Raw genomic sequence first — 22,032 nt, 5'->3', positions numbered from 1 at the left:
CAGCGTTCGTTAACACCGACCAAGGAGTGTCAAGGGTGTCCATTCAAGGAACAGAAGGCTGGGTTATCCGTCGCGCCAGCGCAGCGGATGCCCCGGCAGTGCTGCACGTGTTTGATGATGTAATTGCCTGGTTCGTTGGCATGGGCAATAACGCTCAATGGGGCATTGAGCCCTGGTCGGCCTTGCCACGCCGAGTTGAGCAAGTCACACAGGCCTGTGCGTTGCCGGGGGCCTGGGTGGTCGAGGCGTCCGACGGGCGTATCCTGGCGGCCCTTGTGCTGGGTGACCCGATGCCTTACGTGCCGGCTGCTTCCGAGCCGGAGGTCTATGTGCGATTGCTGATCGCAGCGCGTGATGCGCGTGCGCGCGGATTGGGGCGCCGTCTGTTGGCCTTCGCCGATGAGCGTGCCCGCGCCGCCGGGGTGATGCGCCTGCGTGTGGACTGCTACGCCGGCGGCACGGGTGATCTGGTACGTTTTTACCAGTCGTGCGGGTATCAGCGTATCTCAACGTTCGATCTGGAAGGGTGGCCGGGCCAGTTGTTGGGGCGCCGCCTGTAGCGCACCGGCCAAGGCCAGTAGCATCAGCACCACCACCGCCCACGCAAATGCGGCGATGCCCCACCCCTGGAGCAACACGCCGCCCACCAGTGCGCCACCTGCGATGCCCAGGTTCCACACCGTCACCAGCATCGATTGCGCGGCGTCCGCCGACTCGCCTGCCGATTTGGCCAGCGCCGTTTGCAGCAGCGCTGGCAGCCCGCCGAACGCCAGGCCCCACAACGCTACGGCGATGTAGATGACCGCTGGCAGGTTCATCCAGAACGCCATTGCCAAGGCAACCAGGCCAAACAGTGCGCAGCTGATCAGCAGCAGTGTGCGTAGCCACCGGTCAATCAAAGCGCCGGCCAGCCAGAGGCTCACCAACGCGGCCAGGCCGAACACCAGCAGCACTTGGTCGATATCGGCGGCAATGCCCGCCGGCACCAGCAATGGGGCGATGTAGGTGTAGAGAATGTTGTGGGCCAGGACGTAGGTAAACGTCACCCAGAGCACCGGACGAATCCCCGGCAGGGTCAACACTTGGTGAAGGCCCAGTCGTTTTCCCGCCCGTTCGCCAGCGAAGTCCGGCAGTTGCAGGCGCGCCCAAATCAGTAGCACCAGCGTCAGCGCGGTCATGACCGCAAAGCTCAGGCGCCAGCCAACGGCAGCACCCAGGAAGGTGCCTGCGGGGACACCCAGTGACAGCGCCAGTGGCGCGCCCAGCATCGCCACGGCTATGGCCCGACCTTGCAGGTGGGGCGCAACCATTCGGCTGGCATAGCCGGCCAGCAGTGCCCAAAGCAGCCCGGCGAATACTCCGGCGAAGAAGCGTGCCACCAGGGTCAGCCCATAGTGGCTGGAAAGGGCGGTCACGCTGTTGACCAGGGCAAAGCCGCCAATCGCTGCCAGCAGCAAAGGACGGCGTCGCCAGCCGCGCGTCAACAGCGTCAGCGGGATGGCGGCCACGAGTGAGCCAAGGGCGTACAACGTGACCAACTGGCCGACCAGCGCGGGTGACACGCCCAGGCCGTCGCCCATCTGTGGCAGTAGGCCGGCGGGCATGGCCTCCGTGAGGATGGTGATAAAGCCAGCACTTGCCAAGGCTAACAAGCCGCCCAGCGGCAACGTTTCTTCTTGGGCTGTCACGGGGGAATCGGTGAGGGATGTCATCGCACGCTATCCATGTAAAAGGGCAAGCGGGCAGAGTAGGGGGCTGTGGCCGGCGGAAAAACAGGCTAAGGTTCCGAACTTATCGGACTTCAGTGTCCTTAATACTCGGGGCAGGATCATGGACAGCTTGGGGAGCCTTTCGGTATTCGTGCAGGTGGCAGAGACGCGCAGCTTTACCGTCGCCGGGCGTGTACTGGGTGTGACATCTTCGGCCGTCGGCAAGAGCATCGCACGCATGGAAGAGCGCCTGGGCGTGCGGCTGTTTCACCGCAGCACCCGCAGCATCACCCTGACCAGTGAAGGCGCGCTGTTTCTGGAGCGATCGCGGCGTATCCTGGCCGAGGTCGAAGCGGCCGAGCGCGAACTCACGGAGGCCAGCGGCGCGCCCCGTGGCAAGTTGCGTGTCAGCGTGCCGCAAGTGCGCGGCCTGTTGATGCCGGTGCTCAGCGATTTCATGCGGGCCTACCCGGAGATCGAACTGGATGTGGACTTTTCCGACCGCATGGTGGACGTGATCGAGGAAGGCTTCGACGCCGTCATCCGTACCGGTAAACCGGAGGATTCGCGCTTGATGGCGCGTCACCTGGGGCATTACCAGTTGGTACTGGTGGGCACTCCCGGCTATTTTCGCCAGCACGGGACTCCGCAGCAGCCGCAGCAGTTGAGCGAACATGCCTGCCTGCGCCATAAATTCTGCGCCACGGGCAAGCTGGAGCCCTGGCCTTTGCGCCTGGCAGCCGGCGCCTCGGAGCCCGTCTTGCGCACGCCGTTGGTCAGCACCACCATCGAGTCCCTGAACCATGTGGTGCACGAAGGGTTGGGCATAGCCTGCCTGCCGGACTATATGGTCAACCAGGCCGTTGCCGATGGGCGCCTGCAACGCGTGCTGGATGACTACCTGGAACACCGGGGCAGTTTCTGGATGTTGTGGCCATCAAGTCGCCATGCCTCGGTCAAATTGCGCGTGTTTATTGACCATATGTGTGCAGGCCTTTTTCCTGCAGGTGTTGCAATCTAAGGCTGTGACGTTTTACCGACAGGAATGCGCGCGCCAAGGCCTCTTTCTGTTGCACAATACCGCCCGGACCGTTTTCCTCAGGATTTTCAATGTCGACATCATTTCACTTGCGTAGCCTCGGGTTGGCGCTGGTGTTGGCGGGCGCCGCGGGCTGCTCGTCACCCAAGACCGCTATTTATGAACATGAGAATTTCGACGACTCCGGTACGTTTTCCCGGGATTACCCGGTAACTGATGTGGCGGCGTGCGAAGCCGCACGACGCGCCTTGCTGAGCCAGGGCTACATCATCACCAGCAGTGATCCGAAACTGGTCGTGGGGAACAAGAGCTTCCAGCAGACCGGCGAGACCCACCTGCAGATCAGCTTCAACGTGGTGTGTGCCGACGATGGCAAAGGCACCAACCATTCGACGATGTTCGCCAACGCCCTGCAGGATCGCTACGCGCTGAAGAAGGTCAACAACTCCGCGAGCCTGGGGGTGGGCGTGCTGGGTTCGGTGTCGATGCCGATCGGCTCCACCGATGATTCGATGGTGAAGGTGGCGAGTGAGACCGTCTCGGCGCCGAAGTTCTACGAACGTTACTTTGCGCTGGTGGATGTGTTCCTGCCCCAGGAAGTGAAGAAGGCCGAGCACATTCCCGAGCAGCCGAAAACCGAGCTGGGTGTGCCGGAGCCTAAAGCCGCTCCGGCTGCGGAGAAGGTCGAGGCGCCGAAGGAAGAGCCTGCGGTCTCGCAACCGGCCGTTTCCGAACCCGTCACGCCGCCTGCCGAGACCGCGCCGATCGCGCCGCAGTCAGAGCCGGCACCGGCACCGGCACCGGCACCGGCACCGGCGCCGGCAACCAGCAACCCGGACCTGCCACCGCCGACAGAAGCGATCCCGCCCCTGCCGACGCCTGCGCAGTAACTCAGACGGCTACGGGGTTCGTCTTGTCGACGTTGATCCCGTAGCGGCTGATGGCTTCACTGACTTTTTCACGACCGATCACGCCGTCATCCGCCAATGCCTTCAAGGCTGCCAGTGCGATGAAATGCCGGTCCACTTCGAAGAACGCCCGCAGGGCTTCACGGGTATCGGACTGGCCGAAGCCGTCCGTCCCCAGCGCCACACAGCGTCGGCCGGGTACAAAGGGGCGGATCTGGTCGGCGAAGAGCTTCATGTAGTCCGTCGCCACCACCACCGGCCCCGTTTCCCCGGCCAGGCATTGCTCCACATAACTCACCCTTGGCTCGCTCTGCGGGTGAAGCAGGTTCCAGCGCTCCATCTCGTGACCGTCACGGCGCAATTCAGTGAGGCTGGTTGCACTCCACACGTTGCTGTGCACGCCGAAGTCGTTCTCGAGCAACTCGGCCGCCGCGATCACTTCGCGCAGGATTGAGCCGCTGCCCATCAGTTGCACCTGGGCCAGGGGGCTGGTGTTGAGCCGGTACAGGCCTTTGAGAATGCCCTCTTCCACACCTTCAGGCATTGCCGGGTGCGGGTAGTTTTCGTTGAGCAGGGTGATGTAGTAGTAAATGTCCTCTTGTTGCACATACATCCGCCGCATGCCTTCGCGAATGATCACCGCCAACTCGTAGGCAAACGTCGGGTCGTAGGACACGCAGCATGGGATCACCGACGACAGGATATGGCTGTGCCCATCGTCATGCTGCAAGCCTTCGCCCATCAGCGTGGTACGCCCGGCCGTGGCCCCCAGCAGGAACCCACGCGCCCGCGCATCGCCTGCGGCCCAGGCGAGGTCGCCGACCCGCTGGAAACCGAACATCGAATAGAAAATGTAGAACGGCACCGTCATGAGGCCGTGGTTGCTGTAGGACGTGCTCGCGGCAATCCAGGAGGAAATGGCGCCAGACTCATTCAGGCCTTCCTGCATGATCTGACCGTCCTTGCTTTCCTTGTAGTAGCTCAGTTGTCCCGCATCCTGTGGGGTATAGAGCTGGCCTACGGCGGAGTGGATGCCGATCTGGCGGAACAGGCTTTCCATGCCGAAGGTGCGCGATTCATCCGGCACGATGGGCACGATCAGTTTGCCAAGGTGCGGATCCTTGAGCAGGGTGCCGAGGATCCGCACGAAGGCCATGGTGGTGGAGATCGCCCGTTCACCGGTGTCCTTGAGCTGGGTAGCGAAGGCGGCGAGTTCGGGAATCTGCAAGGGCTCGACCGCACTGTGGCGCGCCGGCACGTAGCCGCCCAAGGCCTGGCGGCGTGCGGCGAAGTAGCGGGCTTCTTCGCTGTCGGCCGCGGGCTTGAGGTAGGGAATGTCGGCGAGTTGGTCGTCTGCGACTTCCAGGCCAAAGCGATCGCGGAAAGCCCTTACCGCATCGGCGCCCATTTTCTTCAATTGATGGTTGATGTTCTGGCCTTCGCCGGCTTCACCCATGCCGAAACCCTTGACGGTTTTCGCCAGGATCACGGTGGGCTGGCCCGTGTGGCGCACGGCAGCCGCATAGGCGTTGTAGACCTTGTCCGGGTCATGCCCACCCCGTGAGAGTTTCCAGATTTCGTCGTCGGACATGTCCGCAACCAGCGCGAGCAATTCCGGGTATTTGCCGAAGAAATGCTCGCGCACATAAGCGCCGTTCTGCGACTTGTAGTTTTGATAGTCGCCGTCCACGCATTCCATCATGCGTTGACGCAGCAGGCCGCTCGGGTCTTTGTCCAGCAGCGCATCCCAGCCACCGCCCCAGATCACTTTGATCACGTTCCAACCGGCGGCGCGGTACAGGCTTTCGAATTCCTGGATCACCTTGGCATTGCCGCGCACCGGGCCGTCCAGGCGTTGCAGGTTGCAGTTGACCACGAAGATAAGGTTGTCGAGCTTCTCGCGCCCGGCCAGGGAGATGGCGGCCAGGGATTCCGGCTGGTCCATTTCGCCATCACCGAGGAAGGCCCAGACCTTGCGGCCCTGATGTTGCTTGAGGCCGCGCAATTCGAGGTAACGCATAAAGCGCGCCTGGTAGGCCGCGGTGATCGGGCCGAGGCCCATGGACACGGTGGGGAATTGCCAGAAGTCTGGCATCAGCCGCGGGTGCGGGTAGGACGAAATACCGTCGCCGCCGGCCTCGCGGCGGAAGTTGTCGAGCTGCGCTTCGCTGATACGGCCTTCCAGGTAGGCCCGGCCATAGATACCGGGTGAGGAGTGGCCCTGGATGTACACCAGGTCGCCGTCAAAGCTGTCGGTACGGCCACGGAAGAAGTGGTCGAAGCCGACGTCGTACAGCACCGCGGCTGACGCATAGGTCGCGATATGCCCACCGACACCCGAGTGTTTGCCGGCACGCAACACCATCGCCATGGCATTCCAGCGGATAAACGCATTGGTGCGGCGTTCGATGGCCAGGTTGCCGGGGTAGGGCAGTTGGCGGTCCACCGGGATTGTATTGACGTAGGGCGTGGTCACCCGCCCGTAGAAGTCACCATGGCGCGCCACGTCGAAATCCAGCAACTGATCGATCAGGTAGTGGGCGCGTGGGCGGCCTTCGGTGGACAGCACCGATTCGATGGACTCCAGCCACTCGCGGGTTTCCTGTGGGTCGTCGTCGCGTCTGACTGCGTTGTTCGGGGTCATGTGAGGCTCCAGGGTAGGCGGATTTCAAGTGACGGGCTCTTTGTGGGAGTGCCGGCAAAGTGATTGCAATTGCAACTACATGACCGAATCTAGCGCGGGATGAGCTACTATTGCAACCTTCTTGAAATTCCCCGGATGGTGTTGCATGTCGTCGAAAGAGCCGGATGTATGGTTCCGTTTTGTCAGGGCCCACAGGACGGTCATCCGTGAAATCGAGCGGCGCCTGGCAGAGGCGGACCTTCCGCCGTACGCCTGGTACGACGCACTGTGGGGCCTGGAAAGCGGCCCTGACGGCACTCGTCGCATGCACGAACTGGCCGATGTGCTCGCCATCGAGCGCTACAACCTCACGCGCCTGGTCGACCGTCTGGAAAAGGACGGCCTGGTGGTGCGTTCGCGCTCCGACGGCGATGGCCGCGCGGCGTTTGCCTCGATCACCGAGGCCGGCCGTGTGCTGCGTAAAAAGATGTGGAAAATCTACGAAAGCACGGTCGATGAGTTATTCCTGTCGCAGCTCGAGCTGGAGCAGCGCAAGGGGTTTGCGGATGCGTTGGAGCGCACCGCCGGGCTGGCAATGGAAGCGGGCGTACAAACCCGCAGCCGCCGCAACCGCTGAGAACGATCGCTCACTCATTGTCGATCGCATTCCCGTCATTTCAGGGCGTACCGCTTCATGCCTTCTTCCACCTGCAGTGCATCGATCCGCCCTTCATCCGCCAATGCCTTTAACGCGGATACCACCACCCAATGCCGACTCGGCGCCGCCGTCTGCACCGACCCGGCGCCCAACGCCACGAACCGTGCATCCACATACCCCGCCAACTGATCGACAATCGCCTGCGGGTAGCCGGTCACCGCAATGACCGGCGCTGAATCCCCCGCCAGGCAATCACGCAAATGGCAGCTGCGCTTGGGCCCCCTTGGGTGCAGGCGATTCCAGCGTTCGGCCGCAGCGGCCTCGCGGGCCAGTCGCGTGTAGCTGGGGCAGCTCCACAGTTGGGCGGTGATATTCCAGTCCTGTGCCAACAAGCGCTTGGCTTGCGCCACCTCTTCAAGCGCCCGGCCTGCGCCGAGCAATCGCACATCCCCCAGCGTGTGCCGCTGCAGCGGATACATGCCCTTGAGCGCGGCTTCACGGTCCTGCTCACTCAGGGGCGCTGCGCCTTCATGATCATGCAGGGCCAGGTAATAGAACCCGGGCTTGCCGTCGACATACAGGGTACGCAACGCCGCCAGCACAATCGCACGCGCCTCTTCGCCCGAGGCCGGGTCATACGGAGTGCAGCGCGGGTGGGTGGCCAGCCACAACGGCAAGGAAGGTTGCGCACCCTTGGGCCAGCGGGAGGGGTGGTTTTCGATGTCGTTGCACAGAATGCCGCGCTGTTGGGTGACGTCCGACAGTGCACTCAGTTGCGCTGACGACTGCGCGCTGTGCAGGTACAGCAACGGTTTTTCGACGGTGTTGCGCGCAAACCATCCGGGCCAGTTACCCGCGCGCCGGGAGCGTGACTGGCCGCGTATCACCCAGGCCTGTCGGCTGGATTCGAGGGTGTTGGCCATGCTTGTCACGGTGTACAGCGGGGAACTGCTGGCGGGGGCGGCGGTGCCCAAGGCATCAATACAGAGCTGCGCGGCGTGTGCGGTAGCGGCGGTCATGGAAAGGGTCACCTGGCAACGAATGCTATTACCCTAATGGAAATACGGTAACGATTGCAATTGCAATGATTGCAATAGCACCTCGAAGCCCAAGTGCTAAATCCCTGCAACGCTGCTACGTTTAATCCTTGAGTGCAGGAACGTCATGGCGCAGACATTTTTTCGTCATGACGGCACTTTAGGCTGGCTGTGCAGGTCATTAATCAGCAGCCGCTTTTAACACCAACAAGGAGTCCGCCATGGACGATTACCAGGAAGAACTGCTCGAGTACCACGCGATTGAGTCAGACCCGCTGGAACCGGCAGACGATGCAACAGAGCTGTAGGACCGAGCTCAGGCGGAATGCCGCTGACTGCGGCGAAATTCCCCTGGGGTCTGGTTGTTCCACCGCCTGAAGGCCCGTTGAAAAGCTTGGGCCGAGGCAAAACCGAGCAAGTAGGCGATCTCGCCGAATGCCAGTTCAGTGTCGCGAATGTAGGTCATGGCCAGGTCGCGCCGGGTATTGTTGAGAATCGCGCGGAACTGAGTGCCTTCTTCGGCCAGTTTGCGGCGCAGCGTCCAGGTGGGCAGCTTCAGGCGTGCCGCCACTTCTTCCAGGTCGGGTTCCCGGCCGCCATTGAGCATCGGCCCGAGCAACCGGGTGATGCGCTCGCGCAGGCTGCGAGTGCGGGTCAACTGCTCCAATTCCCTCTCGCACAGCTGTAATAGCAATTGCCAGGTACTGGGGCAGTGCTGCGGGTTGCGCAGCGCCAGGGTGTTCTGGTTGAGGCGCAGTTGATTGGCGTCGGCGCCGAAGTGAATGTCGCCCAGCGTGTTGTAGTGCTCGCTGTAGTCCGGCGCTTCAAACTCGATGTCGATGCGCTGTGCCTGCACCGGTTGCTGGGCCAGGCTCGACAGTTGATGCAGCCAGCCGGCGATGATCGAGTCCACCACAAAGCGGTTGTAGGCGTTGTAGGGGCTGATGGAATAGAAGCGCAGCCAAGCGCCTTCGGCATCCTCGACGAAGCTCGACTGACCGCGATAATTGGAGCCATACAGGGCTTCGAAGCGCGTCAACGCGCGCGCCGCCTCGCGCACGTTGGGGGCCTGGGCGGCGGTAACCCCCGCCAGCCCGGCCTGGCTCAACCGGCTGAGCTGGCCCATGCGCAGGCCCAGGCCCGGGTCGCCGGTGAGTTGGATGGCCGCATGGCCCAGGCGCATGTAGCGCGGGATCGACAGGCGCGCACCCGCCTCGGCGAGGCGCGCTGGGTCGAGTCCGTACTGCAGCAGTAACGGTTGCGGGTCCAGCCCGTGGCTGTGGATGGCATCGGCCAGGGTGTGCACGAAGCCCACCGACAGGTCCCCCAGCCGTACCGGTTTCACAGCCAGATATTCAACAAGCGTGCGCCACGGGCTTCGCCATCGGCGCTGATCTGCCCATGGCTGCTGAGGAAGCTATGCCCGGCAGTGCCCAGGTCCCAGAACTGCCCACGCAGGAACACGCTCATGCCCGCGCTGGCCTGGCTGACGGGGGACTGGCTGATCAGGGTCAGACGGCGCCAGGCTTCGCCCTCACTGAGCTCTTCGGGCTTGAGGCTGATTTCGCTTGGGGTGGAGACGCTTTTGAAACCGCGCCAAGGGCGGTCCCAGGTATCACGGCCGAGCACAAAGGCCGGCACCGCGATCAACTGCGCGCCTTGTTCGTTGAGTTTGCGGTAGTTGTCCGGGTACCAACTGTCGCTGCCCACCAGCACGCCGAGGCGTCCGGCCGGGGCATCGACCACGTTGACGACGTTTTCATCACCGGGTTCGATAAAGCCGCGTTCATCATAGATCGGGTACAGCTGGCGCTGCGGTTGGCCCACGGGCAAACCGTCGGCGCTGAATACCAGGCTGGCGTTGTACAGCGCGCCATGGCCGACCTGCAGTTGCCCCTGGCTGACACTCGGGTTGGGCAGGGTGATGGAGCCGGCCACCAGCGTGACGCCGAACTCCTTGGCCAGGCCGCCAAACAACCGCTGGTAGTCCTGCGCCATGCCAGAGGCTTTCATGCGCAGGTAGGCGTCATCGGTGCGGTTGTCGCCCGTGGCGCTGATCCAGGCGCGCGCAAACAGCAACGGGTTGCTGACCGACAGCCAGTTCATCGCGTCCTTCACGTGCAGGGCCTGGTACACCTCGTTCTTTTCGCCCGTGAGCATCAACCAGGTGCCGATATGTTCGGGCAGCACCACGATGGTCTTGTCGTTGATCAGCCCCAGGTCACGGGCTTTTTGCAGGTAGGCCGCGAGCTTCAGGTGCAGGCGTTCAAGGCTCTGGTAGTCGGCCGGAAACAGCTCCGGCTGGATGCCCAGCAAGTTGCCACGGTCGGCAGGCAGGCCTTCGTTGACGGCGAGGGTGATACGCAGGTCGGACAGGTAATGCGCCACGGGGCGCTCCTGGGTCCAGACCAGATACGCGGCGACGGCGGCAACCAGGGCCATGGTGACGGTAAAAGCTAGAAGTTTACGCATGGGGGAACAGACAACAGACCGTGTGCAGGGTTCGCCGACTAGGGTAGGGCCCATGGGCGGGCTTGCCAAGGGCCGCTGTGCATTTGGATCAATAAGTTGTCAGTTTCAGTCATTGAGCCGTCGACCAGCGCCTCTTAGTCTGTGGGGCATAAACCGATGGCAGGCCATTCGAGCCTGCCACGTCCCGTGATGATCCGTTGTGGAGCTTGACCATGACCGCTGTTGCCTACCCGCACCTGCTGGCCCCGTTGGACCTGGGTTTTACCACCTTGCGCAACCGTACCCTGATGGGCTCGATGCACACGGGCCTTGAAGAAAAACCCGGTGGTTTCGAGCGCATGGCAGCTTATTTTGCCGAGCGCGCCCGGGGTGGCGTAGGCCTGATGGTCACGGGCGGCATTGGCCCAAATGACGAAGGTGGGGTGTATTCCGGCGCGGCCAAGCTGACCACCGACGAAGAAGCGCAGAAGCACAAGATCGTTACCCAGGCCGTGCATGAGGCGGGCGGCAAGATCTGCATGCAGATCCTCCACGCCGGTCGGTATGCCTACAGCCCCAAGCAGGTTGCACCCAGCGCGATACAGGCGCCGATCAACCCGTTCAAGCCCAAGGAGCTGGACGAAGAGGGCATCGAAAAGCAGATTCAGGATTTCGTCACCTGTTCGTTGCTGGCCCAGGTCGCCGAGTACGACGGTGTGGAAATCATGGGGTCCGAAGGCTACTTCATCAACCAGTTCCTCGCGGCTCACACCAACCAACGTACCGACCGTTGGGGCGGCAGCTACGAAAACCGTATGCGCCTGGCAGTGGAAATCGTGCGCCGCGTGCGTGAGGCCGTAGGCCCGAACTTCATCATTATCTTCCGCCTGTCGATGCTTGACCTGGTGGAAGGCGGCAGCACCTGGGAAGAGATCGTGCAGTTGGCCAAGGCCATCGAAGGCGCCGGCGCGACCATCATTAACACCGGCATCGGCTGGCACGAAGCGCGCATTCCGACCATCGCCACCAAGGTGCCTCGTGGCGCGTTCAGCAAGGTCACCGCCAAGTTGCGCGGTGCGGTGCAGATTCCGCTGATCACCACCAACCGCATCAACACCCCGGAAATCGCCGAGCAGATTCTTGCCGAGGGCGATGCGGACATGGTGTCCATGGCGCGCCCCTTCCTGGCCGACCCTGAATTCGTCAACAAGGCCGCCGCCGGCCGCGCCGATGAGATCAACACCTGCATCGGTTGCAACCAGGCGTGCCTGGACCACACCTTTGGCGGCAAGCTGACCACCTGCCTGGTCAACCCTCGGGCGTGCTACGAGACCGAGCTCAACTACCTGCCGGTCAAGCAGATCAAGAAGATCGCCGTGGTCGGTGCCGGCCCTGCCGGTCTGGCGGCGGCCACGGTGGCCGCTGAGCGTGGCCATCAGGTGACGCTGTTCGACTCCGCCAGCGAGATCGGCGGCCAGTTCAACATTGCCAAGCGTGTGCCGGGCAAAGAGGAGTTTTTCGAAACCCTGCGCTACTTCAAGCGCAAGCTGCAGACCACCCACGTGGAGCTGTGCCTCAATACCCGTGTGGACGTGGCGCAACTGGCGGCCGGCGGCTATGACGAGATCATCCTGGCGACCGGCATCGCGCCGCGCACCCCGGCGATCCCAGGGATCGACAATGCCAAGGTGCTGAGCTACCTGGACGTGATCCTTGAGCGCAAGCCGGTGGGCAAGCGTGTGGCTGTGATCGGCGCGGGCGGCATCGGTTTCGACGTGTCGGAGTTCCTTGTGCACCAGGGCGTGTCCACCAGCCTGGACCGCGAAGCGTTCTGGAAAGAGTGGGGCATCGACACCCAGCTGCAAGCCCGTGGCGGCGTGGCCGGGATCAAGCCGCAACCCCATGCGCCGGCGCGTGAAGTGTTCCTGCTGCAACGCAAGACTTCCAAGGTCGGCGATGGCCTGGGCAAGACCACTGGCTGGATCCACCGTACCGGATTGAAGAACAAGCAGGTGCAGATGCTCAACAGCGTCGAGTACCTGAAGATTGACGATGAAGGCCTGCATATCCGTATTGGCGCCGAGGGTGAACCCCAGGTGCTGGCGGTGGACAACATTGTTATCTGCGCCGGCCAGGACCCGCTGCGCGAACTGCACGACGGCCTGGTCGCGGCAGGCCAGAACGTGCACCTGATCGGCGGCGCCGACGTGGCGGCCGAACTGGACGCCAAGCGCGCCATCAACCAGGGCTCGCGTCTCGCTGCCGAGCTGTAAGACCCCGAGCGGGGCGGTGTTAGACTACCGCCCCGTTTTCCAGGCAGATCCCTCCCGATGGGTCCCTTCGATTGGCTTCCCCACGCACCGCTTGAACCCTTGCAGCTGGATTGGCTGAACGGTGTCGAGTTGGCTGTGCTGCGCCTGGACCGCATCGACCCGCTGATCAGCGGCAACAAGTGGTTCAAGCTCACCGGACACTTGGCGCAGGCGCCAACCGCTCGCGGCCTCATCAGCCTGGGCGGCGCTTACTCCAACCATCTGCACGCGTTGGCCGCTGCCGGCAAGCGCTTCGGGTTCCCCACCGTCGGCCTGTTGCGCGGGCATGCGCAAGACACCCCCACCGTCCTCGACCTGAAAGCCTTTGGCATGCAGCTGCATTGGCTGGGCTATGGCGGCTATCGGGCGCGGCATGAACCCGGTTTCTGGCGGCCATGGTGCGAGCAGTATCCGGGCTTGCACCCTGTGCCCGAAGGCGGCGCAGGCCGTGCGGGTGCCTTGGGTTGCGCGGTGCTGGTCGAGCAGGTGCGTGCGCAGTTGCACACTCTGGGTTGGGCGGACTACGACGCCTGGTGGCTGGCCGCAGGCACCGGTACCACGCTGGCCGGCCTGGCGCTGGCAGAGGCGGGCGCACACCCGGTGTACGGCGCCATGGCCGTGCCGGAAGACCACGGTGTGGCGCAGAACGTGGAGGCCATCGTGCAAGGCGGCTATGAACTGCTGGACGCCAGCCGCGGTGGCTTTGCCAGCGTCGACCCGTTGCTGCTCGCGTTTATCGAAGCCACCGAACAGGCCTGCGGTTTGCCTCTGGAACCGCTCTACACCGGCAAGGCGCTACTGGCCTTGAAGGCGCAGATCGAAGCCGGGCGCTTCACCCCCGGTACGCGCGTGGTTTTCGTCCACACCGGCGGCCTGCAAGGCCGCCGGGGGTTTGCAGTTTAACGAGCATCCCCTGTGGGAGCGGGCTTGCTCGCGAGTGCGGCTTATCGCTCAGTGGATTTGGTGGCTGACCCGCCACCTTCGCGAGCAAGCCCGCTCCTACCCGGCAGCATGCGCAACGCGGTGTTGTCCCGCAGGATGTAATGGTGGGCGATCCCCGCCAGTGCATGCAGCCCGATCAGCCAGTAACCGACCTTGCCGAACCACACATGCCAGCCCTCGATCTGCTTGGCCAACGCCTTGTTCTCACCGATCAGGGGCGGCAACTCCATGCCGTAGAACATCACCGAATGCCCTTCGGCACTGACAATCAGCCAGCCCGCTATCGGCATGCCGATCATCAGCGCGTAGAGCGCGACGTGCATCAGGGTTGCCAACAGGCGCTGCCATTGCGGCGGCGCCGGTATGATTTTCGGCGCCACCCCCAGGCTGCGCGCGAACAAGCGCAGCCACACCAGCACAAACACGGTGAGGCCAAACATGAAGTGCATCTCGACGATCAACGTTCGTGCACCGCTGCCTTTGGGGAATTGGCCGCGTAGCTCAATGCAGGCGTAGACCACCGCCAGCAGCACCACCATCAACCAGTGCAACGCGATCGACATGGTGCTGTAGCGCGTATCGGAGTTTTTCCACGGCATCGCTGGGTTCCTCACTCATCAGGGCATACCTCCGTTCTTTGGCGACGGAGTGCGTTTACTGTATGCCGGTTCTGAGCGCTTTGCCTGGCTTGAATGCCGTTGTTTTGACCTCTGTCAGTGAGTCTGCGGCATTTCCCCGCGCGCCAGGCGCTGGTTGATGTCGGCGATCACACCGGGCAGCTCGTTGATGGTGTCGATCAGGTAGTGCGGGCGCGAGCCTTCGAACATGGCCTCGATGCGCTTGCGTTCGCTGGCCAGCGTGGCAGCCTCCAGGGCGCAGAACTGCTCATAGGTCAGGCCGAGGGCATTGCCGGAGCAGGTCAGGGCCACGGTCCACATCCCGGCGCGGCGGCCTTCGAGGATACCCGGCACGGTGTCATCGACCTTGACGCACGCCGCCACGTCATCGATGCCCAGCGCAATCACGTTGGCCAGCGCCTGGGCTGGCCATGGGCGACCATTGGGCACTTCGTCGGTCGCGACCACATGGTCGGCGATATAGCCGTTGGTGGCCGCCAGGGCAACGACCTTGTCCATCACTTGCTTGGGGTAGCCGGAGCAGGAACCGATCTTGATGCCTTGCTTGCGCAGTTGGGCGATGGTGTCGAGGGCGCCGGGGATCAGGGCCGAGTGTTCGGCGATCTTCTCGATCTGCAATGGCATGAAGCGCTGGTAGATGGCGGTCACATCATCGTCGGTGGGGGTGCGACCGAACGCCTTGCGGTAGCGTTCGGCAACCTGTGGTTGGTCGCACAGGGTGCGGATATGGTCCCACTTGCCCATGCCCATCGGGCCACGGGCTTCGTCGATGGACACTTGCACGTCGAACTCGGCGAAGGCCTCGACAAAGATCTGCGTTGGGGCAAACGAGCCGAAGTCGACCACGGTGCCGGCCCAGTCGAGGATGACGGCCTGGAGGGTGTTGGGGGTTTGATAGTTCATCATTCAGGTCCTGTGGGTAATGGGGGAATCAAATGTCCAACACTTCCATTTCTTGCAGCACGTCGGCGATTGCCTTGACCGCTGCTCGCATCCCTGCCGCGTCGACATGGCCAATGCAGCCCACGCGGAAGGTTTCCACTTGGGTCAATTTGCCGGGATACAGAATGAAACCCTTGGCCTTGACCCGTTCGTAGAAGTCCTTGAACTGATAGCGCGGGTCCCGCGGTGCATGGAAGGTGACGATGATCGGCGCCTGGATGTCAGCCGGCAGGAAGCTGCGCAGTCCCAGTTCAGCCATGCCGTCGAGCAACGCCTGGCAGTTGCTGGCGTAGCGTTTATGCCGCGCGATCAGGCCGCCTTCTTCCTGGTACTGCAGCAGCGCTTCGTGCAGGGCGGCGACTACATGGGTAGGAGGGGTGAAGCGCCACTGGCCGGTCTTGGCCATGTAGCTGTGCTGGTCGAACAGGTCCATTGCCAGGGAGTGGCAATTGCCTTGAGCGGCGGCCAGCGCCTGTTTGTTGGCGAAGACGAACCCCATGCCCGGCACGCCTTCCAGGCACTTGCCGGAGGCGGCGACCAGGGAGTCGAATGGTACTTCGCGGGCGTCGATTGCCAGCGCGCCGAACGAACTCATGGCGTCGATGATCAAGCGTTTGTCGTGGGCTTTTACGACCTGGGCGATCTGTGGCAGTGGGTTGAGGATGCCGGTGCTGGTTTCGCAGTGGATGAGGGCGACGTGGGTGATGGCCGGGTCGGCGTGTAGCAGACGGTCCACATCGGCGGCGGTAGTGGGCTCGTCCTCGGCGGTTTCGAAGGTGCTGAACTCGCGGCCCAGGACTTCGCAGATTTTCGCCAGGCGCTTGCCATACGCGCCGTTGATCAGCACCAGCACCTTGCCGTCACGCGGGACGAGGGTGCCGATGGCGGCTTCGACGGCGAAGGTGCCGCTGCCCTGCAAGGGGACACAATGGTGGCTGCCTTCGCCGTTGAGGATCGCCAGCAATTGCTCGCATACGCTGGCCGTGAGTTGGTTGAAGCGGTCGTCCCATGACCCCCAGTCCACCATCATGGCTTGGCGGGTGCGGTTCGATGTGGTCAGGGGGCCAGGGGTCAGCAGGATCGGCGCGGCAGTGGTCATCTCAAGTCCTCGCAAGGCATCGGGGGTTGAAGCTACGGCGCTTAAATTGCAGTTTGGCTTGTTATCAATCAAATTGTTTGTTGTTATGCGAGCTATCAGTGAGGCCGATAGCCATGAATTTGTTCCAACTGCGTGCATTCGATGCCGTGGCCCGCGAGGGCAGCTTCACCCGTGCCGCCGCACGGCTGTTCATCAGCCAGCCTGCGGTGACCGGGCACATCAAGGCACTGGAGGAGTACTACCAGATCCCGTTGCTGCGGCGCACCGCACGACGGGTCGAGTTGACCGAGGAGGGCGCACGCCTGGCGTCAATCACCCGGGCGATCTTTGGCCTGGTGGACGAAGCGCAGACGATGCTGGAGGCCAACCGTCAATTGCTCACCGGGCGGCTGGAAGTGGCAGCGGACGGCCCGCACCTGGTGATGCCAATGATCGCCAGCCTGCGATCGCGTTACCCGGGGATCACCGTGAACCTGCGCCTGGGCAATGCCCAGGAAACCCTGGCGGCGCTGTTGTCCGAGCATGCGGATGTGGCCGTGCTCACCGAAGTGGCGCCGCGCAATGGCCTGCACCTGCAACCGTTGAGTGAATCGCGGATCTGCGCGCTGGTGCCGGCTGCGCATCCGTGGGCGATGCAATCTGGGGGCATTCGCCTGGCGCAATTGAATGAGGTGATCATGGTGCTGCGCGAACCCAGTTCGATCACCCGGCGTACGTTCGATGACGCGTGTGCCGCGACCGGTGTAAAACCCAAGGTGCTGCTGGAACTCGACAGCCGGGAAGCGGTGACCGAGGCCGTCGCCGCCGAGTTGGGCGTCGGTGTGGTCTCGTCCATGGAGGTCAGCCAGGACCCACGCGTGCGGGCGGTGCCGCTACTGGGTGATGGCCTGGTGAACCGGCATGTGCTTGGTTGCATGGAGCGGCGCCGGTCGCTGCGCCTGATTCAGGCGTTCTTCGAGCTGGCGCCGGGCTGAAGACTCTCGCGCATGATGTCGAGGAACGTCGCCACCACCCGCCGTGAGCTCTGCTCCTTGAGGCACACCAGGGTTTCTTTCATCCGCTGGCTGCAATCGCGGATCGGCATGGCGTAGACCCGTGAGTCCGCGCCGAACTCCGCCGCCGAGACCACCCCCACCCCAATCCCCACCACCACCGCTTCTCGTGCGGCTTCCCGGCCTTCGACCTGGATCGCCGGGCGAATGCGCAGCCCGGCCTGGCCCATCTCTTGCTCCAGGGTCTGGCGGGTGACAGAGCCGGTTTCCCTGAGCACCAGGGGCGTGTCGTCCAGGTCCGCCAGGCAGATAGATTCGCGCCCGGCCCACGGGTGGTTGCGCGCGACAAAAGCCAGTAGCTGGTCGTCGGGCAAGGGCAACGACAAGAGCCGTTCGTCATCGACATCGCGCCCCAGCAAGGCCAGGTCGGCCTGGTAGTTGTACAAGCGCGACAGTGATTCGTCGGTATTGCCGGTTTCGATCTTCACGCTGATGCCCGGGTAGCGCTCGCAGAAACGCGCGATCTGCGGCAGCACGTGGACCGGTGCGTCCACCGCCAGCGTCAGGGTGCCGGTGAGCAGGGCGCGCGAGTCTTGCAGCAGTTCCTCGGCTTCGGCCTGGATCACAAACAGGCGCTGGGTGATGGCGAGCAGGCGTTCACCCAGGTCGGTCAGGCGCACTGCACGTTTGTTGCGATGAAACAGCAACACCCCAAAGCGCTCTTCAAGTTTGCGCACCTGGTCGGAGATCGCCGGTTGCGTGAGGAACAGCCGTTCGGCGGCCTGGGTAAAGCTGCCGTGGACCGCTACGGCGTGAAAGGCTTTGAGTTGCGCATGAGACACCGACATCAACAGACCTCCTACAAGCTCAGCTTATATTTGAAATACGATAAATCGATTTTACCTATTAGTCTGCCATTGCTTTTATACGCCTCAGTTGCTGTAGGTTGAGTCCTACAACCGCGGTGACCATGAGCCCTGGCAAACAGGGCTCATCTGACCAATGCCGTTCCCCGGGGACCGGTATTGCAGTGCTCAACAATAAAAAAACAGGCATTTGCTTCTCGATTCTGCCGGCACACTCAACCTGAGGTCAGAACCACCATGAATATCCCTATGGGTAGCATCAAGCGTTGGCGCGTGCAGATATTCGCCATCACCTGGCTGGCGTACGCCGCCTTTTATTTCACTCGCAAAGCGTTCTCGGTGGCCAAGCTGGGCATTGGCGACGACCCGAGTTTCCCCCTCGATAAAATGATGATGGCCAACCTGGACGGTCTCTACCTGGCGGCGTATGCCGTCGGGCAATTCACCTGGGGGATGTTGGCCGATCGCTTCGGGCCGCGGGTCGTGGTGCTGGGCGGCTTGTTGATTTCCGCTGCCGCCGCCCTGGTCATGGGCACGTTCGCGACCTTGCCGATCTTTGTGACATGCATGTTGATCCAAGGCCTGGCGCAGTCCACTGGCTGGTCGGGGTTGTGCAAGAACCTCGGTAGTTTCTTCCCGGCGCAGCAGCGCGGACGGGTACTGGGGTTGTGGAGTTCGTGCTACGCGTTCGGTGGCTTGGTAGCCTCGCCCTTTGCGGGGTGGTGGGCCTACACCTTGATAGGCAGTTGGCACGCGGCATTTATCTCCAGTGCAGCGGTGGTGGCGGTGGTGGCGCTGCTGTTCTTTATCTTCCAGCGCAACACGCCGCAGGATGTGGGCTTGCCCGCCGTCGAACCGGAGCCGGCGTTGAGCGCGGAGGAGGCCGCCGCCGAAAAACGCATCAGCGTGCTGGAGCCATTACGCGCGATCCTGCGCAACCGCACGGTGCTGACCCTGGGGCTGGCGTATTTCCTGTTGAAACCGGCGCGTTACGCGATCCTGTTGTGGGGCCCGGTGATCGTCTATGAACAGATGCCGTCGGTGGGCAAAGTGGGGGCGGCGATCGTGCCCACGGCGTTCGAGCTGGCGGGCTTGCTCGGTCCGGTACTGATCGGCCTGGCGTCCGACAAACTCTTCGGCGCCCGACGCATGCCCGCCTGTGTGCTCAGCCTGCTGGCCCTGACCGTGGCCCTGGCCTTGTTCATGGGGGCGCTGCATACCGGCAGTGTGATGCTGGTGATGGCCTTGCTGTTTGTCATGGGCCTGACCCTGTACGGGCCGGACTCGATGATCAGCAGCACCGCTGCCATCGACTTCGGCACCGCCAAGGCCGGTGCCACCGCCGCCGGCTTTGTGAATGGCTGCGGCTCGGTGGGCGCGATCCTCGGCGGGCTGCTGCCGGGGTACTTCGATACCGTGACGGTGTTTATCGTGTTTGCCGGGGCCGCGTTGTTTTCTTCGCTGGTGTTGATGCCGTACTGGAATGCCCGGCCGGCAGTGCTGGCCCAGGTCGGGGATTTCGTGCCGGACCGCAACGTGGCGATCAAACCCTTGCGAACCTGAGGGGTATGGCCGGTTTTTTGGTGGATTAGAGCGTTTTTGCCCTATAAACTCTGCCCCCAAAGCGCCGGCCAGTAGACGTTTCGGCGCGATGGATAGAAGAGAGTGAGTCATGGGCGCACAGTGGAAAGTCAAACATAAAGAAGCGGCAGCCAATGCCAAGGGCAAGATCTTCGGCAAGCTGGTGAAAGAAATCACCATCGCCGCGCGCAACGGCGCCGATACCTCGACCAACGCTCACCTGCGTCTGGTGGTGGAACAGGCCAAAAAGGCCTCGATGCCCAAGGAAACCCTGGACCGCGCCATCAAGAAAGGCGCCGGTCTGCTCGGCGAAACCGTGCAGTACCACCGCGTGACCTATGAAGGGTTCGCCCCGCACCAGGTGCCACTGATCGTCGAGTGCGTGACCGACAACATCAACCGTACCGTGGCCGAAATCCGAGTAGCGTTCCGCAAGGGCCAACTCGGTGCTTCCGGCTCCGTGGCTTGGGATTTCAACCACGTCGGCCTGATCGAAGCCTCGCCGGACAGCCCGGACGCCGATCCGGAAATGGCCGCCATTGAAGCCGGTGCCCAGGATTTCGAAGACGGTGAAGAAGAAGGCACCACCCTGTTCATCACCGAGACCACCGACCTCGACGCAGTACAGAAAGCCTTGCCGGAGCAGGGCTTCACCGTGCTGTCGGCCAAACTGGGCTACCTCTCGAAGAACCCGGTGAGTGGCTTGAGCGATGAGCAGATGGCAGAAGTCGAAGCGTTCCTCGAAGGCCTGGACAACCATGATGACGTGCAGGACATGTTCGTCGGTCTGGCGGGCTGATAGCTAGCGGGCTATAGGTGATCTAAATGTGGGAGCGGGCGTGCCCGCGAATGCGGTGGGTCAGTCAATAAGTAGGTCGACTGACACGCCGCTTTCGCGAGCAAGCCCGCTCCCACATTGGTTTAGACGTGTTGGATAGCACCCAGCAAGGTTTCGATTTCGTCGAACCCCGGCCGCGCCAACACATTGGGCTGACAGCAGCTGAGTTGCAGTGCTACCAGGTCATCACTGACCTGATCCTCAACCCGCTCCAACAATTCCCCCAGCAACACCCCAAACGCCCGCACCTCGAGACGCTGCAACGCCCGGGTCTCCACGGTATCCGCCGTTGCATGGAACGACGCCGCGCCGAAATCCCCCAGCAGGCAATCGCCCGCTTCATTCCACAGGATATTGTGGCCGTACAGGTCGCCATGGGTGATGCCGTGGCGGTGCAGGTGCGCGCCCACCGAGGCGATCCCGCGTGCCAGGCGCAACGCCACTTCAAGGCTGAAGCGGGTGCCTGGTTCGTAGACGTCGCGGGTGCACGAAGCCAGGCTGGGCAACGCGGCGAGGTTGCGGTAACTGGGATCGATCAGGTCCATCACCAGTGCGGCCTGGTGGTCGGGGTGGCCGACAACGCGGCCCGCTACCTTGATCAGGTTGGGGTGCAACCCGGCGGCTATGCAGGCCTGCATTTCGTGCAGCGGCGAGCCGTCGCTGGTGATGCTGCCTTTATAGAGTTTGACGGCGACGGCTTTGCCTGATGGTTTCCACCGTGCTTTGCGGATGATGCCGGAAGCGCCTTCGCCGAGCACTTCGGCCAGTTCCAGCTCGGACCAGGGAATGTTCGCTGTCGCATCATCGCTCATCACGTCGACGGCCATTTCCACCGGGTTGCCGGCATAGGCGAGCCACGTCAGGCTGGGCAACGCCAGCAGCCATTGCGGCAGGCGCGTGAAGCGGTTGGACGCGATGCGGAGCAATTCAAGGTTATGGCAGTTGGCCAGGCTTTCTGGCAACTGCGCCAGTTGATTGCCGGCCAGCATCAGCTTCTGCAGCAGTGGCCGTTCGCCCAATGCCTGTGGAAGCTCGCTGATGCAGTTATCGGTCAGGATCAGCCAGCGTAACGGGGGCGGCAGGGCGGCGGCGGGCACGTGGCTGATCTGGTTGGCCTTGAAGCCGATCATGCTCAGCTTGGCGCATTGGCCCAGGCTGGCCGGCAGTTCGGTAAACAAATTGTCGGAGCAAAACAGCACGCGCAGGTGTGGCAGGCGATGCAGGTCGTCAGGCAGGCTGCTCAGGGCGTTGCCGCTGAGGTTGAGGATTTCCAGGGAATCGGCCAGTTCGAAGATTTCCCGCGGGAATTCAGTCAGCCCGCAGGACAGGTCCAGGCGCGTGATACCGGCCAATTGGCCGGCCTTGAGTTGGGCGAGGGTATTCATGAACGGCGCGGT

Annotated in this window: 19 protein-coding genes; 9 read left to right on the top strand and 10 right to left on the bottom strand. The window is 62.9% G+C overall.

Annotated elements, in window-relative coordinates; all coding sequences use genetic code 11:
- The first annotated feature begins 35 nt into the window (after nucleotides 1–35).
- Nucleotides 36–560, top strand: coding sequence for a GNAT family N-acetyltransferase (locus ATH90_RS17490; RefSeq protein WP_069077723.1), 525 nt, complete (start codon nucleotides 36–38; stop codon nucleotides 558–560).
- On the opposite strand, the gene ATH90_RS17485 is transcribed toward ATH90_RS17490, so the two are convergent.
- Complete coding sequence (locus ATH90_RS17485; RefSeq protein WP_098466885.1) at nucleotides 507–1,712, bottom strand: MFS transporter; 1,206 nt, start codon at nucleotides 1,710–1,712, stop codon at nucleotides 507–509. The two genes, ATH90_RS17490 and ATH90_RS17485, sit on opposite strands and share 54 nt — an antisense overlap.
- 118 nt (nucleotides 1,713–1,830) lie before the next feature.
- On the opposite strand from ATH90_RS17485, the gene ATH90_RS17480 reads away from it, so the two are divergent.
- On the top strand, nucleotides 1,831–2,730 hold the full coding sequence (locus ATH90_RS17480; RefSeq protein ID WP_098466884.1) for a LysR family transcriptional regulator: 900 nt from the start codon (nucleotides 1,831–1,833) through the stop codon (nucleotides 2,728–2,730).
- 89 nt (nucleotides 2,731–2,819) lie between these two features.
- Nucleotides 2,820–3,638 (top strand): DUF2242 domain-containing protein, encoded by an 819-nt coding sequence (locus ATH90_RS17475; RefSeq protein ID WP_098466883.1) that lies wholly within the window; start codon nucleotides 2,820–2,822, stop codon nucleotides 3,636–3,638.
- A 1-nt stretch (nucleotide 3,639) separates the two neighbouring features.
- Here ATH90_RS17475 and aceE read toward each other — a convergent pair whose 3' ends face one another.
- Complete coding sequence (gene aceE, locus ATH90_RS17470) at nucleotides 3,640–6,300, bottom strand: pyruvate dehydrogenase (acetyl-transferring), homodimeric type (RefSeq protein WP_098466882.1); 2,661 nt, start codon at nucleotides 6,298–6,300, stop codon at nucleotides 3,640–3,642.
- A gap of 145 nt (nucleotides 6,301–6,445) precedes the next feature.
- Here aceE and ATH90_RS17465 point away from each other — a divergent pair, with 145 nt between their 5' ends.
- A complete protein-coding gene (locus ATH90_RS17465; protein WP_098466881.1) occupies nucleotides 6,446–6,916 on the top strand; it encodes a MarR family winged helix-turn-helix transcriptional regulator in 471 nt (156 codons plus the stop codon).
- A 35-nt stretch (nucleotides 6,917–6,951) separates the two neighbouring features.
- Here the strand turns inward: ATH90_RS17465 and ATH90_RS17460 are convergent, their stop codons facing one another.
- From ATH90_RS17460 to ATH90_RS17450, 3 genes are all read right to left on the bottom strand, one after another.
- Nucleotides 6,952–7,956 carry a transketolase-like TK C-terminal-containing protein gene (locus ATH90_RS17460; protein WP_098466880.1) on the bottom strand — a complete coding sequence of 335 codons (1,005 nt, stop codon included), beginning with the start codon at nucleotides 7,954–7,956 and terminating at the stop codon, nucleotides 6,952–6,954.
- Nucleotides 7,957–8,290: 334 nt separating this feature from the next.
- The gene (locus ATH90_RS17455; RefSeq protein ID WP_098466879.1) at nucleotides 8,291–9,319 is read right to left on the bottom strand and encodes an AraC family transcriptional regulator; all 1,029 of its coding nucleotides are present in this window, start codon (nucleotides 9,317–9,319) and stop codon (nucleotides 8,291–8,293) included.
- Nucleotides 9,316–10,446, bottom strand: a complete 1,131-nt coding sequence (locus ATH90_RS17450; RefSeq protein ID WP_034107238.1) for a carbon-nitrogen hydrolase family protein — start codon at nucleotides 10,444–10,446, stop codon at nucleotides 9,316–9,318. Before ATH90_RS17450 ends, ATH90_RS17455 begins: the two co-directional genes overlap by 4 nt.
- A 212-nt stretch (nucleotides 10,447–10,658) precedes the next feature.
- Between ATH90_RS17450 and ATH90_RS17445 the strand changes: the two genes are divergently transcribed.
- Nucleotides 10,659–12,698: an NADPH-dependent 2,4-dienoyl-CoA reductase gene (locus ATH90_RS17445; RefSeq protein WP_098466878.1), complete on the top strand. Its 2,040-nt coding sequence runs from the start codon at nucleotides 10,659–10,661 to the stop codon at nucleotides 12,696–12,698.
- A 57-nt stretch (nucleotides 12,699–12,755) separates the two neighbouring features.
- Complete coding sequence (locus ATH90_RS17440; RefSeq protein WP_034107234.1) at nucleotides 12,756–13,640, top strand: 1-aminocyclopropane-1-carboxylate deaminase/D-cysteine desulfhydrase; 885 nt, start codon at nucleotides 12,756–12,758, stop codon at nucleotides 13,638–13,640.
- A 41-nt stretch (nucleotides 13,641–13,681) separates the two neighbouring features.
- On the opposite strand, the gene ATH90_RS17435 is transcribed toward ATH90_RS17440, so the two are convergent.
- The 3 genes from ATH90_RS17435 to ATH90_RS17425 all read right to left on the bottom strand — a co-directional run bounded on the left by ATH90_RS17435 (nucleotide 13,682) and on the right by ATH90_RS17425 (nucleotide 16,358).
- The gene (locus ATH90_RS17435; protein ID WP_098466877.1) at nucleotides 13,682–14,278 is read right to left on the bottom strand and encodes a cytochrome b; all 597 of its coding nucleotides are present in this window, start codon (nucleotides 14,276–14,278) and stop codon (nucleotides 13,682–13,684) included.
- Nucleotides 14,279–14,392: 114 nt separating this feature from the next.
- Nucleotides 14,393–15,220 carry a phosphonoacetaldehyde hydrolase gene (gene phnX / locus ATH90_RS17430; RefSeq protein WP_069077731.1) on the bottom strand — a complete coding sequence of 276 codons (828 nt, stop codon included), beginning with the start codon at nucleotides 15,218–15,220 and terminating at the stop codon, nucleotides 14,393–14,395.
- Nucleotides 15,221–15,248: 28 nt separating this feature from the next.
- Nucleotides 15,249–16,358 carry a 2-aminoethylphosphonate--pyruvate transaminase gene (locus ATH90_RS17425; protein WP_098466876.1) on the bottom strand — a complete coding sequence of 370 codons (1,110 nt, stop codon included), beginning with the start codon at nucleotides 16,356–16,358 and terminating at the stop codon, nucleotides 15,249–15,251.
- Between the two features lie 113 nt (nucleotides 16,359–16,471).
- Here ATH90_RS17425 and ATH90_RS17420 point away from each other — a divergent pair, with 113 nt between their 5' ends.
- Nucleotides 16,472–17,332, top strand: a complete 861-nt coding sequence (locus tag ATH90_RS17420) for a LysR substrate-binding domain-containing protein (RefSeq protein ID WP_034107227.1) — start codon at nucleotides 16,472–16,474, stop codon at nucleotides 17,330–17,332.
- Here ATH90_RS17420 and ATH90_RS17415 read toward each other — a convergent pair.
- Entirely contained in the window at nucleotides 17,302–18,198 is an 897-nt protein-coding gene (locus tag ATH90_RS17415; protein WP_069077733.1) for a LysR substrate-binding domain-containing protein, read from the bottom strand. The genes ATH90_RS17420 and ATH90_RS17415 overlap by 31 nt on opposite strands.
- Before the next feature lie 255 nt (nucleotides 18,199–18,453).
- Here ATH90_RS17415 and ATH90_RS17410 point away from each other — a divergent pair, with 255 nt between their 5' ends.
- Both ATH90_RS17410 and ATH90_RS17405 read left to right on the top strand, forming a co-directional pair.
- Nucleotides 18,454–19,779, top strand: coding sequence for an MFS transporter (locus ATH90_RS17410; RefSeq protein WP_034107223.1), 1,326 nt, complete (start codon nucleotides 18,454–18,456; stop codon nucleotides 19,777–19,779).
- Nucleotides 19,780–19,888: 109 nt separating this feature from the next.
- Nucleotides 19,889–20,596, top strand: a complete 708-nt coding sequence (locus ATH90_RS17405; protein ID WP_028616915.1) for a YebC/PmpR family DNA-binding transcriptional regulator — start codon at nucleotides 19,889–19,891, stop codon at nucleotides 20,594–20,596.
- A 122-nt stretch (nucleotides 20,597–20,718) separates the two neighbouring features.
- On the opposite strand, the gene ATH90_RS17400 is transcribed toward ATH90_RS17405, so the two are convergent.
- On the bottom strand, nucleotides 20,719–22,020 hold the full coding sequence (locus tag ATH90_RS17400) for a protein kinase (protein WP_098467694.1): 1,302 nt from the start codon (nucleotides 22,018–22,020) through the stop codon (nucleotides 20,719–20,721).
- Nucleotides 22,021–22,032: the final 12 nt, after the last annotated feature.

Origin of the sequence: Pseudomonas lurida (assembly GCF_002563895.1) — a bacterium.
Lineage (GTDB): Bacteria > Pseudomonadota > Gammaproteobacteria > Pseudomonadales > Pseudomonadaceae > Aquipseudomonas > Aquipseudomonas lurida.
The sequence above is the reverse complement of the archived record's forward strand: the minus strand, read 5'-3'. Positions and strand labels throughout refer to the sequence as shown.